Consider the following 17148-nt stretch of genomic DNA (forward strand, 5'->3'; position numbering starts at 1 on the left):
TAATTTATTCATTCCACCACACAGGGACATTTGGAAATATATTATTTGGAAAATTTGGATTCCTATTCACTTCTTGAGATACATATTGTGCTCTCAAAGGTCTTTGATTAGGATCTATACCACCCGCATTCTGATGCGGAGCCAAAGTAGGGAAACCCGTTCTTCTCCAGTCAGTCCATTGCTCGACACCGTTACCTGTCCAAGCAATATATTTCTGGGTGATGATTTTCTCCAAATCCTCTTCAGCATTTCCTGACAGCGTTACTTCAGATGCATTTTCAGCAAAATACGCATCTATTTGAGCAGAAGACAAGCCAGCCAAAGACATAGAAGCTCTAATTCCTTCTTGATAGTATTCATTAGCATCACCTGCTATACCTAACCTGACAACTGATTCAGCTAATATAAATGCTCTTTGGAAATTCGTCAACAATCTTACTGGTCCAGCACCACCGCCAGTCACATAGCTATTGAATCTTGACCATGAGTCCTGAGGTAAAGGCCTTTGCCCTGCAAAACCATTGTCGATAGTAACAAAGCTACCTGTGGGAGCTGTAACAAAAATCGGTAAACGAGGGTCGTTTTTACTATTCAACAAATTAACAAACCTAGTGCTAATGATCAAATCACCTGCGAAAGTAGAAACGTTCGTCCATTCATGAATTGGCGCATAACTGCCTTGAGAAGTCCCAAACCTCACATTCAAATCATCTTCATTACTCATGATATATTCATTAGCCTGCAATACTTCGTTGATAATTGAAGTGGCTAATGCTGGTTCTCTGTAAGAGATAGTATTTGCCATTTTGAGCATCAAGGTATACCCTGCTCTTCTCCATTTGTCAAGATCACCAGAATATACGATGTCATCTTGGTCAGGTGAGAGCGTGCTTTCTTCCGCTAATTCATCAATACCCTCTCTCACTAAGTCAAATAAGCTTTGAATCTGATCGGTACCTTTATAGATGTCTTCCTGACTATCCAATATAGGTTGCGTATTCTCAAGCCCTTTTAGTGCTTCTGAATATGGGATGTCGCCCCATGTATCTGTAGCTAAGGCAAATGCATAAGCTTTCATGATTTTACCAATACCAGAGTATGCTGCTGCTCCTAACTCATCGGCAGATGTAATCATATCTTCAAATGCAATCAAAGCCCCGCCATACAGTTCAAATCTCCATTGATTACCAAAATCATCGCCATCAATATCATAGATATCATAAGCTGAAGGAGATCCTGCTGCACCAGCAGTGACAGAAATTACTGTTGAGCCAAATCTGTTAAGTTCGTTGTTGTTGGCAAATGCTGCACCTGCCAAACCAGAAGGGAGCAATAATTCTGGAGTCACAGCTTCAGGATTATTCGGATTTTCATTGATATCCAAGAATTCTCCACAACTAGTAGCTACCAAAGTAAGTGCTGCACCTAATATTATATTATTAATTGCTTTCATTGTTTCTCTTTTAAAGTGTGAATCTGATATTGACACCATAATTTCTAGTATTCGGAACGCCGTTCAAGTCCAGTCCTTGAATATTGCCCGCACCTTGCGTATTCAACTCTGGATCGCCCGGGAATCCTGGCGCAAAAAACCAAAGGTTTCTACCGCTAAATCCGATACTTGCGGATCCAAAAGGCGTCCTTTCTAAATATTTTGTAGGCAAAGTATATGACAAGCTTACCTCTCTCAATCTGTAAACTGTCGCATCATAAACACCACTTTCTGATATCAGTCCACCTAGACCAGACCAATATGTTTGTGCAGGAACTTGGATATTGTTAGGCACATATTGACCTTCTCCTACTTCAATCACACCGGGAAGAACTCTTGGCAATTCTCTATCAGCACCCGTCATTTCCAATGAACCTCCATTTCTTTGATCTACCATACCGAAAGAATAAATATCTCCACCTTGACGAGTGTCAATCAATACACCTAAGGTGAAGTTCTTGTAATAGAAAGTGTTCATCAATCCAGCAAGCCAGTCTGGCTGAGGATTAGCAATCACTTGGCCTGCAAGAGTTGGTTGATATGCACCAGTTAATGGATTAATCAATAATTCACCATCACCATTTCTTTGCATTTGATTTCCAACAAGGACACCATAAGGCTGACCAACTACAATAGAAGGGGTAAGGCCAATGAAACCATCCCCTGGAATACCCGATTGATCTACTCCTGGAGCAATTTCTCTTACTTCATTCCTTATTCTGGTGAAGTTTAATCCAAGATCCCAAGTAAATTGACCTGCCTGCAAGACAGTTCCGCTTAGTTCCAATTCAAGTCCTTGATTGACCATTTCCCCTACATTGGTGGTCTGAAGATCATAACCGGAAGAGTTTGATACTGCAACATTAAAAATCTGATTGGTAGATCTTGTAAAGAAATAAGCAGCATCAATTGAAAGTCTATTATTGAACAAACCGAAATTACCACCAACTTCATAACTTGTGACAAATTCAGGCGTCAACTGTTCCGAACCTAATCTTGCCCCAGGAAGAAAGCCAGGGACATTTGCCCCCCCAACCCCTATCGGGAATGTAATAGAAGCAAGGTTGTTACCAAATCCAGCAGTTCCATAGAATGTGTTTAGCAAGTAAGGATCAGCATCTCTACCTACTGTAGCAGCACTTGCCCTAAGTTTTGCATAAGACAAGAAGTTAGATTCAATGTTGAATGCATCCGTCAAAACAAAACTTGTTGCAACAGATGGGTAGAAATAAGCATTATTTCCAGCTGGTAAAGTGGAAGATTGATCCACTCTGCCTGATAGTTCTAAGAACAAATAGTTATTGTATGCTAACGCCAATTGAGCGTAGTGGCCAATCAATCTTCTTACGGAAGAAGACTCTCCAGAACCTGTAAATACAGAAGCGCTACTCACATTGTCAAAGAATGGAACATTTAAAGCAGATCCAAAAACGCCAATACTCTGAAAATTCCTTTGGTTTAGGTTTTGACCTAGCAATAACGATGCGTCTAGACCCTCTGTTAAGAAATTAGACTTAGAGGCAGTGATTAATAGGTCACCATTTAGTTCAGAACGATAAAGCATATCTTCTCCTATGCTTCCGGCAGGGGTTCTTGCTGATCCAATTCTCGCCAAATTTTTTCTCCTATCTGTATATGTGTCTGCAGTAACTCTATAAGTTACATTTAACCAATCCGAGAAATCATACCCGACGGTGAAATTACCGAACACCCTATCAACAGTGCTTTGCAGGTATTCATTCTCGGTGCTCCATAATGGATGGTTTTGAGCTGGGTTGTAGAATAAACTATTTCCGAATTCATCCTGAAAAGGCATTCCAACCAAATCAAATGATCTAGGGATTCTTGTAATTTGCCCAAAGGCAGATCCCCCGTTACCAGTAATTGTGTTTCTTGAACTTGATTTGACGTAGGTTACATTCCCTCCGACTTTTATACCATTGTTCAATTTTTTATTTCCTCCTATTTGAACATTGTACCTGTCAAAAGAAGAATTTGGTACAATACCATCTTGAAGGGAGGTGTTTACAGCTACAATAAAATTATCATCTCTATCCCCTGAAGCTATGCTTACTCCATTTTGGATAATTCTGCCTTGCTGATAAAAGTCAATAACATTGTTAGGATATGCTTGGTAAGGAACTGTAGTACCGAAACTGGTCTCTACAGTTTCAAAACCTGGTGTTCCAAATGCAGGTCCCCAAGAACCTGTAGAAATATTGTTGAAATCATTTTGGGTTCCTTGACCATAACGGTTTTGGAATTTAGGAAGTCCATATACATTTTGAACATTTACAGAGGAGGTGACAGTCACCTCGGTTTTGTTCTCTAGTCCTGCTCCACTTTTTGTAGTGATCACAATAGCTCCCGCAGAAGCTCTAGATCCATAAAGTACGGATGCTGCCGGGCCTTTCAATACATTGACAGACTCAATAGATTCAGGTGCGATGTCATTCAGCCTATTAGAAGGTTGTGATCCAAAAAGCGTATTTTGAGTATTGTCAGTGTCATTGTTGAAGATAATTCCATCTACAACGATCAAAGGTTGGTTCGATCCCGTAAAGGAAGTGATTCCTCTAATGTTGATATTCGTTGATGCCCCTGGAGCTCCTGAAGCACCCACGATATTTACCCCAGTCAACTTGCCTTGAAGTGAATTCAGTAGGTTTGGTTCAGATTTTTGGCTGACCATATCTCCTTTGATGGACTGTACTGCATATCCAAGAGAGCGTTCGTCACGTTCTATCCCTTGTGCTGTCACAATCACTTCTCCCAATTCTGACAAATCCGATTTCAATACCACATTAATTTCCGAGCGATTTCCAACACGTTCTTCTTTTGTCGTGTAACCTACAAAACTAAATACAAGTACAGCATCATTTGACCCTACTTCAAGGGAAAAACCACCATCCAAGTCTGTTGTAGTTCCAGAGCCTGAGCCCTTAATCAAAATATTCACTCCCGGTATCCCCTCAGGCTCATCGCTTGAGGTCACTCTACCGGTCACTGTCTTACTCTGTGCCCAAACTCCCTGGGCACCAAACAAGAGTAACAGATAACACAATAAAACTCTCTTCATCTTATTTTATTAAGGTTAATCATTAATTAATAATCACAAATATTAATGTTTTTTATTACAAAAAAAGTTGTTATAGTTATATTTATAAATATTGAAAACAGTATTATTATTTTGAATTAAATTATAATGTTAAAATAATATTTTCGGGTCTAAAAAATTACATTTTTAATAATTAATGATTATTGGTTGTTGTTGTGATTAATGAAAAATATAATTTTAAATTAAATAAAAAATAGAAATTATATTCTTGTATCTGCATATCTTAGTTTTTGTTTAATAAAAAAATTAAATTTTACAGATTGATGATTATGCAAAACGAAAATTTTTTTCACTTTTTTTTACAAAAATATACTCGTAAAATTAAATAATGTCTTTAATACTACTTTTCATTGTTTTTTTACCGAAAATTCTTTCTAAATAAATACTTAAGTTGATATAGGAGTGAGTGATAGACTTTGTAGTCATGAACACATTTTTAGCTATAATTCAATTTTAAAAAATCATCTTTTCATTAAAAAAATATGATTATCCGCAAGCATGCCACTAATCAATTAAACAATTGTTTTTTGGCAAACTGATACTAATAGATATTGGATATTTATTGATATTGGTTCGACATCACAGGTTAATTCAATTATTTAGATTCTACTGGTTTGAAAACGGATATACATATAAAAAAATAGAAAATTCAAACAATTTCTATAAGTTGTCTGTTTTACATGACTTACACTCTTTAACCAAGCTGCCAAACTGGAATTTTGCAAGGATTCTAGAGAAACGCAGAAAAAAAAATATGCCAAAATTACCTTCTGAAGAAAAGTTTATTGATGTTTCTGATTACGGGAGACCTATAGCCCGAGCCTTTGTAGACCAAATAAAACATACTAAAATCACTCCCGTTCAAGTTACTTACTTATTTGGAATTAGTGGAATCATTGCAATTTACTGCATTTTAAACAGCCATTATTTTACAGCAGGGGTGTTTCTTATCGTGAAATCTATTCTTGATGCTGCAGATGGGGAGTTAGCAAGGACCAAAAACAGACCCTCTTATACAGGAAGATATTTAGATTCTATATTTGATATTTTTTTAAATTTCTTTTTCCTTTTGGCAATATGGAAGGTTACAGATACTCATTTCCTGATTATGATTCTTGCCTTTGTTTGTATGCAACTTCAAGGCACATTGTATAACTATTATTATGTAATCTTAAGACACAAAACAGAGGGTGGAGAAAGGACAAGCAAAATTATAGAAAACGAACGTCCAAAAGCTTTTTATACGGAAAGTCAAAAAACTGTAGATATACTTTACGATACTTATAATTTACTTTACATAATATTTGACAAGGCTATCTATCAATTGGATAAAAACGCAAATGAGTCGATAGTATTTCCAAAATGGTTTATGTCTATGATTTCAATATATGGATTGGGTTTTCAATTGTTAATAATAGCAACATTTATTTCAATTGGTTTTGTGTCAATTGTAATTCCTTTCCTTATATACTACACAGTATTACTTTTTTTGTTTGTATACATCAGAAAGAACGTTCTCAAATAATATTTGGCGGAAATTTTCTCCGACAATTTCCGCCAAATATTGCCTCTATCCATAGATGTTTCTTAACTTAGTTTTCCCAAATTGAAGGAGTATTTATGTACATTATTTTTGATACCGAGACCACTGGATTACCAAGGAGTTATGACGCTCCAATGTCAGCAGATGACAATTGGCCGCGATTAGTCCAGCTTGCCTGGCAGCTTCATGATGCCAAAGGAAAGTTGATTTCCAATAATAATTTCATTGTCAAGCCCGAAGGTTTCACCATTCCTTATAATGCTGAAAAAGTCCATGGAATATCCACGGAGAGGGCATTGAAAGAAGGTCATGACTTGGTCAAAGTATTGGAAATATTCCATAAGGATGTAGAAAAGGCCAAATATCTGGTTGGGCACAATATCGGTTTTGATATCAATGTAGTGGGATCTGAATTCCTGAGAAAGGATGTTCCAATGCAGCTTCAGAAGATGGAGGATTTGGATACCAAGGATATCTCAACAGAGTTCTGTGCTTTGCCTGGAGGTAGAGGAGGGAAATTCAAATGGCCGACACTTACAGAATTGCACAAAAAACTTTTTGGAGTAGGTTTCGAGGATGCACATGATGCAGCATATGATGTGGCAGCTACAGCCAAATGTTTCTTTGGGCTGATTACCCAAGGAGTTCAACCTCCTGTGACAGGGGTGCAGGTTGCTGAAGTAGTCTATGAGGAACCCAAACTTGATGCAGCAAACTTTGTAGATGCCAAAGATGATCAGAAATCAGCTGCCAAAGACGTACTCCGTGCCGCGGGAAAGGCTGATATTTCAGACATGGTCGGGATGCCATTTTCCCATCTTCATGTGCATACACAATATTCGGTGCTTCAGGCAACTTCTGAAATCCCAGCGATGATTTCCCTTGCCAAAGAAATGGGAATGCCTGCAATAGCCATGACGGATCATGGGAATATGATGGCGGCTTTCAACTTTGTTAAAGAGGCACTTGCAAAAGATATTAAACCAGTAATCGGTTGTGAATTCAACCTGACAAAAGATAGGAAAAACAAAAGTCAGAAAGATGATGGGTACCAAACCGTACTTCTGGCTAAAAATAAAGCAGGATATCATAATCTAGCCAAACTGGCATCTTATGCAAACATAGAAGGGTTCTACTATTTGCCTAGAATCGATAGAGATGTTTTGGTAGAATACAAAACTGATTTGATAGCTACCACTGGTGGACTTTGGGGTGAGATTCCATTTTTGATCCTGAATGTTGGGGAGACTCAAGCAGAAGAAGCCTTTGTTTGGTGGAAGGAACAATTTGGTGAGGATTTTTATGTAGAACTAAATAGGCATGGGATTCCCGAAGAGGAAAAAGTCAATGAAGTGTTACTGAAATTGGCAGAGAAATATAATGTCAAATACTTTGCCGCCAACAATACCTATTACAATCAAAAAGCAGATGCCAAGGCACATGATATTTTGCTTTGTGTAAAGGACGGGGAACTGGTAGAAAAGCCAAAAAAATATATTGGCAAGAGAGGAAGAGAGTACAGGTATGGATTTCCAAATGACGAATTCTACATCAAGAGTCCTGAAGAGATGAAAAAGCTCTTTGCGGATCTTCCTGAGGCAATCGCTTGTACCAATGAAATCGTTGAAAAAATCGAGACTTATAAGCTCGCAAGGGAAGTATTGCTTCCAAAGTTTGATATTCCTGATGAGTTCAAGGATCCACGTGATGAAAAAGATGGACAAAAAAGAGGGGAAAATGCCTTCCTTAGACATCTGACTTACGAAGGAGCCAAGCAAAGATATCCAGAGCTGACAGATGAAATCAAAGAAAGGCTGGATTTTGAATTGGCTACGATTGAGAAAACGGGATATCCAGGATACTTCTTGATCGTGCAGGACTTTATCACCGCAGCGAGAAATATGGGGGTTTCTGTTGGGCCTGGCAGGGGGTCTGCAGCAGGTTCAGCGGTTGCTTATTGCACAGGTATTACAAATGTCGATCCGATAGCGTACAACCTCCTTTTTGAGAGATTCCTAAACCCTGACAGGGTTTCTCTGCCAGATATTGATATTGACTTCGATGATGAAGGTCGTCAGAGTGTGATTGACTATGTGATCAAAAAATATGGATCCAAACAAGTAGCCCAAATTATCACCTATGGTACGATGGCAGCCAAATCTGCTATTCGAGATACTGCAAGGGTGTTGAATTTACCGCTTTCTGAAGCGGATAGATTGGCTAAGCTAGTGCCAGATATTAAACTGAAGGCACTTTTTGCATTGTCAAAAGACAGAGCAAAGCTTTCTGACAAGCTTAAAAACAATGGGGAAGATCTAGGCAAAGCAGACGAACTTATCAGAATATCTAAAGGTCAAGATGAATCCTCCAAAACGATCAATCAAGCAACCATGCTTGAAGGGTCAGTAAGAAACCTTGGGATTCACGCTTGTGGTGTTATCATTACTCCAGACGATATTACCAATTTTGTCCCAGTTGCACTGGCTAAAGATTCCGACTTGGTATGTACGCAATTTGACAACTCCGTAGTAGAAAGTGCCGGCCTATTGAAAATGGACTTCTTGGGCTTGAAGACACTAACCCTGATCAAGGATGCGGTGAAGATCGTCAAAGAAAGGCATGGGATCCAACTGGATCCTGATAATTTCCCGATTGATGATGTGAAGACCTATGAGCTTTTTCAAAGGGGAGAAACTGTTGGTATTTTCCAATATGAATCTGCTGGTATGCAAAAATACATGCGGGAATTAAAACCTACTGTTTTTGCGGATTTGATTGCTATGAATGCGCTTTATAGACCGGGTCCTTTGGCTTACATTCCATCTTTTATCCAAAGAAAGCATGGAACAGAGCCTATTACCTACGACTTGGATGACATGAAGGAATACCTAGAGGAAACTTATGGTATTACTGTCTATCAGGAACAGGTGATGTTGCTTTCCCAAAAACTCGCTGATTTCACCAAAGGTGAGGCGGATGTATTGAGAAAGGCAATGGGTAAAAAGCAGAAAGATGTCCTTGACAAAATGAAGCCAAAGTTCATAGAGCAAGCAGCCGCCAAAGGACATGACGCCAAGAAACTCGCGAAAATCTGGACTGACTGGGAAGCATTTGCCTCTTACGCTTTCAATAAATCCCACTCGACTTGTTATGCATGGATTGCTTATCAGACAGCCTACCTCAAAGCACATTATCCAGCAGAATATATGGCTTCTGTATTGAGCAACAACATGAACGATATTACCCAAGTGACATTCTTTATGGAGGAATGTCGGAGAATGGGAATTTCTGTATTGGGGCCGGATGTGAATGAATCCAAAAGTGGTTTTACCGTAAATCAAGAAGGTAAAATCCGATTTGGGTTGGCAGCTATCAAAGGTTCTGGTTCAGCTGCTGTTCATTCGATCATTGAAGAAAGGGAAAAGTCAGGACCATATCAGAATATTTTTGACTTCACCAAACGGGTAAATTCAAAAGCTGTCAATAAAAAAACATTGGAATCTCTTGCGATGGCAGGAGGATTTGATTGTTTTCCTGCTCACCATAGAAGGCAGTATTTGGAGTCCGTAGATGGTGATGGAACTGTCTTGGAAAAAGCTGTAAAGTATGCCCAAAAAGTACAACAGGAAGCAGACAGCTCTCAAGTTAGTTTGTTTGGAGGAGGAACTGGTATGGAAGTTCCCTTACCGAGCTTTACTCCAATTGAACCTTTCAGCCAATTGCAGCAGCTGAATATTGAGAAGGAAGTTGTCGGGCTGTATATTTCGGGACACCCTTTGGATCAATTCAAAATCGAGATAGAAGCATTTACCAATACACCACTTCCTGATTTTGCAAACATGGATATACTTCGTACTAAAGGAGATATCAAAACAGCAGGGTCTGTATCAAGTTTTGCGCATAGGACAACCAAGACAGGGAAACCGTTTGGGACATTGTCGCTTGAAGATTATCATGGAGCTCATACATTTTTCATCTTTGGGGATGACTATGTGAAGTTCAAAGAGTACTTTATGACGGGTTGGTTTCTCTATATCACTGGATCCGTACATCCGAATAAGTGGAAGGAAAATGAATTTGAATTCAAGATCAACAACATCACCCTCCTAGATCAAATCCGAGGCAAGATGATCAAAGGGCTAAGAGTGAATATTGATTTGGATGATTTGACTTTGGATTTGATGGAGAAATTGGAGAAAATCACCCAGAAGTATTCAGGTGATGCCAAGCTATTTATCAATGTCATAGACAGCAAAGAAAACATCACCCTAGATCTCATGTCCACCAAATTCAAAGTAGATCCATCCAATGAAATGATCCAAGAATTGGGGATGCTACCGGAGGTGGTGTATCAGATTGTGTAGGAGAAGATAAAAGGTTAAAAGATTTTAAAATTGAAAAATTGACTACACCTTTTCTTCGGGGATGTTGTGATGTATAAAAAAACCAGCTTAATCAGCGGGCTATTAATTTCTCCCGCAGATCTCGCAGATTCCCGCAGAAGTAGGAGTGTGGATTGATCAAGTTCTTAATTTCCGGTAGAGAATCAGCGTACATCAGCGCAATCAGCGGGCTATTTATTTTTTCCCGCAGATCTCGCAGATTACCGCAGAAGTAGGAGTGTGGATTGATCAAGTTCTTTGTTTACAGTAAAGAATCAGCGCATATCAGCGCAAACAGCGGGCTATTAAATTCTCCCGCAGATCTCGCAGATTATCGCAGAAGTAGGAGTCTGGATTGATCAAGTTCTTTGTTTCCAGTAAAGAATCAGCGTACATCAGCGCAATCAGCGGGCTATTTATTTTTTCCCGCAGATCTCGCAGATTACCGCAGAAGTAGGAGTGTGGATTGATCAAGTTCTTTGTTTCCAGTAAAGAATCAGCGTACATCAGCGCAGTCAGCATGCTATTTATTTCTCCCGCAGATCTCGCAGATTACCGCAGAAGTAGGAGTGTGGATTGATCAAGTTCTTAATTTCCGGTAGAGAATCAGCGTACATCAGCGCAATCAGCGGGCTTTTTATTTCTCCCGCAGATCTCGCAGATTCCCGCAGAAGTAGGAGTGTGGATTGATCAACTTCTTTGTTTACATTAAAGAATCAGCGCACATCAGGGCAGTCAACAGGCTATTAAATTCTCCCGCAGATCTCGCAGATTCCCGCAGAAGTAGGAGTGTGGATTGATCAAGTTCTTAATTTCCGGTAGAGAATCAGCGTACATCAGCGCAATCAGCGGGCTTTTTATTTCTCCCGCAGATCTCGCAGATTCCCGCAGAAGTAGGAGTGTGGATTGATCAAGTTCTTGATTTCCGGWAAAGAATCAGCGCACATCAGGGCAGTCAGCATGCTATTTATTTCTCCCGCAGATCTCGTAGATTACCGCAGAAGTAGGAGTGTGGATTGATCAAGTTCTTGATTTCCGGTAAAGAATCAGCGCACATCAGGGCAGTCAGCATGCTATTTATTTCTCCCGCAGATCTCGCAGATTCCCGCAGAAGTAGGAGTGTGGATTGATCAAGTTCTTAATTTCCGGTAGAGAATCAGCGTACATCAGCGCAGTCAGCGGGCTAATGTTTTCTCCCGCAGATCTCGCAGATTATCGCAGAAGTAGGAGGGTGAATTGGTCAAGTTCTTTGTTTCCAGTAAAGAATCAGCGTACATCAGCGCAGTCAACAGGCTATTAAATTCTCCCGCAGATCTCGCAGATTTCCGCAGAAGTAGGAGTGTGGCTTGATCAAGTTCTTTGTTTACAGTAAAGAATCAGCGCATATCAGCGCAAACAGCGGGCTATTAAATTCTCCCGCAGATCTCGCAGATTCCCGCAGAAGAGAAATGGGTTGGTTTGATGACAAATTCTTAGAAATAAATCAGTGCAAATCCGACTAATCAGTGTTATCCGCATTCAATCATAAAAGTCCTAAAAGCCTCAATTCAAGCAAAAAGCTCTAAAACACTTCAACTTTCAAACTTTCCAACCCTCATATATGCTTCTCCTTCCCCGAGGCAATCTCAAAAAGCAATTCCCTGGACCTGTGAAGTTGGGCTTTGACAGTACCAAGCGGCTTGTCCAGTTCTTGTGCGATTTCATCGTAGGATAATTCTTGGAAATAGCGGAGCTCAACCAGTTTTCTGTATTTGGCGGGCAACTTATCGACAAATACCCTGACCATTTCGATTCTCTGGGATCTGATGAATTCATCCTGTGGATTGTTGTCATCATCTTCCACATCTATCGTCACAGAGTTTCCTCCGTCATCGCTCAAGGTGGTATTCAAACTCATGGTTTTGAGTTTTTTCTTTCTGATAAAGTCAATGGTGTTATTGGTGGCAATTCTGAAAAGCCAAGTACTGAAAGTATAGTCTTTTTTGAACTTGTGAAGGTTTTTGAATGCTTTTGCAAAAGCTTCCATTGTCAAATCTTCGGCATCGTCAGCATCTCTGATCATTTTCAAAATCATAAAATAGACTGCTTTTTTGTAACGCTTCATCAACGTAGCATAAGCTTGCTGATCCTTTTGGTCAACAGCCTGATCTATTAGATCAAAATCTTCTAAAGCTTTATTCGAAAAACCTCTTGTATTTACTTCCATCTAACTTTTTTTGATTGATACCCCAAAGTCCCTACAATCCAAAAATACCCCAGATAAATGACATCGAAAAACGTTGTCCAATACACTTTTGTATTTCCTTCTAATTTTTTTCTTGCCGATGTAAATACCGAAGTGAGCAATATCGACCGGACAATAGTTATACCTATAATTAATGAAAATTGTTCCCAATTTTGGTTAATGCCATGAAATATAGTCAAGGAAATACTGCATACCCAAAATAATAGATGGGAAAATGAGTAAAGTCCAATTTTCAGTTTGTCTTTGCTGCGATAATATTTTCCGGCATGGAAATGCCTGTTTTTTTGCAAAAAGTAATTTTTCCAAGTTGATTTTGGCTTTGATAGTGTATTGCACAATGGATTTATGACCACTGTGGTGTTTTTGCCGTTTGCATATTTGTTGATAAATAGGTCGTCGTCACCACATTCGATTTGCCAAAGATCTTTGAAAGCTTTTTTCTCCATGAAGAAACCTCTTCTATAACAAAGATTTCTTCCCACACCCATAAATGGCGCCCCCCAAAGGGCAAATGAAAAATAAAGCATCCCTGTCCACAATGTTTCAAATTGAATCCATTTGTTTAAAATACCGACGTCCTTTTCATAAGGGGAATAGCCTAAAGCAAATGTTTTGCCTTCCTCTCTAACCGGTGCTGTCATCAAACGAATCCATTGATCGGATTGTGGAACACAGTCTGCGTCGGTCAGCAAAAGCACATCATTTTTCGCTACTTTGATACCAAGTGTGAGTGCGTATTTCTTTGAGGTGACATGATCGGGGGTGTATTTGATCGTTACTGTTCGGAGTTGGGGGTAGATTGCCATCATTTTTTCCAACAAAACCCTAGTCCCATCAAAAGATCTGTCATTGATGATCATGACATCATAGTTTGGATAATCTTGGCTGCAAAGAATTGGGATAAGTTTTTTGAGGTTGGCTTTTTCATTGTGAGCAGCAACTACAATGGTCACACCTTCCATGTTGTCATTGTTTTTCCCTGAAATTTTGTTTTTGTTGGAGTAGGAAAGCCTTCCAAAAATAAAAAGTATGTAGATCAATTGCACACCTAGGGCAACCAAAAACATTATCCACAAAATATCATTGATCATTCTTATGCATTTAACTGGCAAATATAAAAGCAAATTCAGCATTCATTTAAGAATAAGCTTATATTTTTGTGCTTGAATTTATGAAGAAGTGCCAAAGGCCGTAATATAAAGGTCTTGGTGCTTGAGAAAAGGATATGAAATTTACATTAGAACATACAGACCCTCAGAGCAAAGCAAGGGCAGGAGTACTCAAGACTGATCATGGAGATATAGAAACTCCTATTTTTATGCCTGTAGGGACAGCGGGCTCAGTCAAAGCAGTTCATCAGCGTGAACTGACTTACGATATCAAAGCCCAGATTATTTTGGGGAATACTTATCACCTTTATTTGAGGCCTGGACTAGGTGTGTTGGAAAAAGCTGGAGGATTACATAAATTCAATGGCTGGGAAAAACCAATCCTGACAGACAGCGGTGGGTATCAGGTATTCTCTTTGGCAGGCACAAGGAAAATCACCGAAGAAGGTGTGGTTTTCAAATCACATATCGATGGTTCCAAGCATATTTTTTCTCCGGAAGGAGTGATGGATATTCAGAGAAGCATCGGAGCAGATATCATTATGGCATTTGATGAGTGTACTCCATATCCTTGTGAGTTTGAATATGCGAGGAAATCAATGGAGATGACCCATCGATGGCTGAAGCGTTGTATTGATAGATTTGATAGGACTGAAGGGAAATATGGCTATAGCCAAACTTTGTTTCCGATCGTACAAGGCTCTGTATACAAAGATTTGAGGAGGCAATCTGCGGAATTTATTGCTTCTTGTGATAGGGAAGGAAATGCTATTGGAGGATTGTCTGTAGGTGAACCTGCTGAGATGATGTATGAAATGACCGAAATGGTCACTGATATTCTCCCTAAAGACAAACCGAGATACTTGATGGGAGTTGGTACTCCAGCCAATATTTTGGAGTGTATTGCGTTGGGAGTGGATATGTTTGACTGTGTGATGCCAACCAGAAATGCCAGAAATGGAATGCTGTTCACATCTGAGGGAATCATCAATATCAGGAACGAAAAGTGGAAAGAAGATTTCAGTTCTATAGACCCTGCGATCAATTCTTACGTAAGTAGTTTTTATTCCAAGGCTTATTTGAGACATTTGACAATATCAAAAGAAATCCTAGCTGCCCAGATCGCCAGTATTCACAATTTGGCCTTCTATCTATGGCTGGTAGGTCAGGCGAGGGAAAAAATCAAGTCAGGTGAATTCTCCACTTGGAAAGATCAAATGGTCAAAAAAGTCAGTACTAGATTGTAAGCACATGAAATTATTGGATAAACTCATCATCAAGGATTTTCTCAAAACCTACTTTTTTGTGGTTTTGATGCTGATCCTTATTGTGCTTGTTCTGGATTTTACAGAAAAAAATGATGCATTTATCCGAAACGAAGTGCCTGTATCGGAAATTTTGAAGTATATGGCCAATTATGGCCTATATCTCAATAATTTACTTACTCCCATTACAGTATTTATCTCAGTAATTTTTATTACTTCCAAGATGGCAGGGAGAACAGAAATCGTTGCCATATTGAGTTCAGGAACGAGTTTCGTTCGCATGCTTGTGCCTTTTTTTACTGGAGCAGCATTGATCGGAGCCGCTTCATTTCTGTTGAATGGATGGGTTTTGCCTGTTGCGACGGCTGGAGTTACTGAGTTTAAGACAAGATATTTGGAAGACACTAAATTCTACAACGAAACAAACATCCATATCAAAGTAGCTCCTGATGTTTATGCTTATATTTCGAGGTATTACCCTTCGGGAAATATGGGTTATAGCTTCACTTTGGAGCAAATTAGGGATGGGGAATTGGTTGCCAAATTATCAGCAGACCGAATAGTTTGGGATACTGCCATCAATTCTTGGACGATGAAAAACTGGAACTTGAGGGTTTTGAACGATATGGGGGAAGATTTTACAAAAGGAGATAACCTCGATACCTTACTTTCCATTACCCCTGATGATTTTGATTTGCCTTCCAATCATCATGAGACTTTGAAATTGCCAGAATTGACACGTCAAATCCAAGTATTGGAAGATAGGGGAGCTGACAATGTGAATTATTATAAGATTGAAAGATATGTGAGATACATGTCTCCATTTGCGGCAGTTATTTTGACATTTATAGGGGTCATCGTTTCATCAAAGAAGACCAGGGGAGGTTCTGGATTTCAGATTGCCTTGGGTTTCATGCTGGCCTTCGTCTATATTATTTTGTTTTTATTGTCTCGGACTTTTGCAGAAGCTGGTACCACATATCCTATATTTGCGATATGGCTGCCCAACTTGGTGTTTGCCATCACAGGATTGGTGTTGTATAAAACAGTGCCAAGATAAATATGCTTCAAAACACTACAGTCAAAGATTACCTAATGCTCCATTTCATCGTGTTGATTTGGGGATTTACAGCTATTTTGGGATTATTGATCAGTATTCCATCAGTAGAGATAGTTTTCTACAGGACGCTTATGGCAAGCGGTTTTTTGGGTTTGGTGTTTTTGGTGAAAAAGCAAAAAGTCAGACTTACAAACCAAGAACTTTTGAAAGTTATCGGTACAGGTTTTTTGATTTCTATCCATTGGATTTTGTTTTTTTGGGCGGCGAGGGTTTCCACAGCTTCTGTTTGTCTTGCAGGCATGGCTACGACATCTCTTTGGACGGCTTTCATTGAGCCGATGGTCAATAAATCCAAAATCAAGTGGTTTGAGATTTTGCTTGGGATGATGGTGATTTCTGGGCTTTATGTAGTTTTCAGCTTTGAAGGAGGCTATTGGTTAGGCTTGACCATGGCTGTGGTTTCTGCATTGATTGCAGCGATTTTTACCGTCATCAATGGCAGGTTGACCAAAAGACATTCACCTTATGTATTGACATTTTATGAAATGCTGGGAGCCTGTATTTTTTCGGTTTTGTTTATGCCCTTTTATGCTGCTTTTTTCACAGAAGGAGCGGGTTTACAACTGATTCCACAAGGTTGGGATTGGTTTTGGCTGTTTCTTTTGGGTGGTGTTTGTACTGTTTATGCTTTTTCAGTTTCTGTAGAACTGATGCGTAGGTTAACAGCCTTTGCGATCAACCTAACGGTAAATCTAGAGCCCGTTTACGGTATCGTATTGGCGGTATTGATTTTTGGAGAAAAAGAACAGATGACACCTGGTTTTTATTTGGGGACATTGATCATTTTGATCTCAGTTTTGCTCTATCCGGTGTTCAATTATTTCAATAGGAGAAGGCAAGCTAAGAGGGTTTTGGGGGTGTGAGATAAAAGTTG

Annotated in this window: 9 protein-coding genes; 5 read left to right on the forward strand and 4 right to left on the reverse strand. The window is 39.3% G+C overall.

From position 1 onward, the window contains the following. Positions 1–4: 4 nt before the first annotated feature. Together MM213_RS04855 and MM213_RS04860 are read right to left on the reverse strand one after the other, a co-directional pair. Entirely contained in the window at positions 5–1453 is a 1449-nt protein-coding gene (locus MM213_RS04855) for a SusD/RagB family nutrient-binding outer membrane lipoprotein (RefSeq protein ID WP_241410348.1), read from the reverse strand. A gap of 10 nt (positions 1454–1463) precedes the next feature. Further along, on the reverse strand, positions 1464–4571 hold the full coding sequence (locus tag MM213_RS04860) for a SusC/RagA family TonB-linked outer membrane protein (protein ID WP_241410349.1): 3108 nt from the start codon (positions 4569–4571) through the stop codon (positions 1464–1466). A gap of 559 nt (positions 4572–5130) precedes the next feature. Here MM213_RS04860 and MM213_RS04865 point away from each other — a divergent pair. Further along, complete coding sequence (locus MM213_RS04865; protein ID WP_241410350.1) at positions 5131–6135, forward strand: CDP-alcohol phosphatidyltransferase family protein; 1005 nt, start codon at positions 5131–5133, stop codon at positions 6133–6135. A 95-nt stretch (positions 6136–6230) separates the two neighbouring features. Then, positions 6231–10517, forward strand: a complete 4287-nt coding sequence (dnaE, locus tag MM213_RS04870; RefSeq protein WP_241410351.1) for a DNA polymerase III subunit alpha — start codon at positions 6231–6233, stop codon at positions 10515–10517. A 1612-nt stretch (positions 10518–12129) separates the two neighbouring features. On the opposite strand, the gene MM213_RS04875 is transcribed toward dnaE, so the two are convergent. Continuing rightward, complete coding sequence (locus tag MM213_RS04875) at positions 12130–12741, reverse strand: RNA polymerase sigma factor (RefSeq protein WP_241275550.1); 612 nt, start codon at positions 12739–12741, stop codon at positions 12130–12132. Beyond that, positions 12732–13871: a glycosyltransferase gene (locus tag MM213_RS04880; RefSeq protein ID WP_241410352.1), complete on the reverse strand. Its 1140-nt coding sequence runs from the start codon at positions 13869–13871 to the stop codon at positions 12732–12734. The genes MM213_RS04875 and MM213_RS04880 overlap by 10 nt, the downstream gene beginning before the upstream one ends. A gap of 134 nt (positions 13872–14005) precedes the next feature. On the opposite strand from MM213_RS04880, the gene tgt reads away from it, so the two are divergent. From tgt to MM213_RS04895, 3 genes are read left to right on the forward strand one after another with little or no spacing between them, the layout of a single operon-like run. After that, positions 14006–15136 (forward strand): tRNA guanosine(34) transglycosylase Tgt, encoded by a 1131-nt coding sequence (gene tgt, locus MM213_RS04885; protein ID WP_241410353.1) that lies wholly within the window; start codon positions 14006–14008, stop codon positions 15134–15136. A gap of 4 nt (positions 15137–15140) precedes the next feature. Then, positions 15141–16214, forward strand: coding sequence for an LptF/LptG family permease (locus tag MM213_RS04890; protein ID WP_241275553.1), 1074 nt, complete (start codon positions 15141–15143; stop codon positions 16212–16214). Between the two features lie 2 nt (positions 16215–16216). After that, positions 16217–17137: a DMT family transporter gene (locus MM213_RS04895; RefSeq protein ID WP_241410354.1), complete on the forward strand. Its 921-nt coding sequence runs from the start codon at positions 16217–16219 to the stop codon at positions 17135–17137. Positions 17138–17148 lie beyond the last annotated feature (11 nt).

Source organism: Belliella alkalica (assembly GCF_022549785.1).
In the GTDB taxonomy this organism is placed as follows: Bacteria; Bacteroidota; Bacteroidia; order Cytophagales; family Cyclobacteriaceae; genus Belliella; species Belliella alkalica.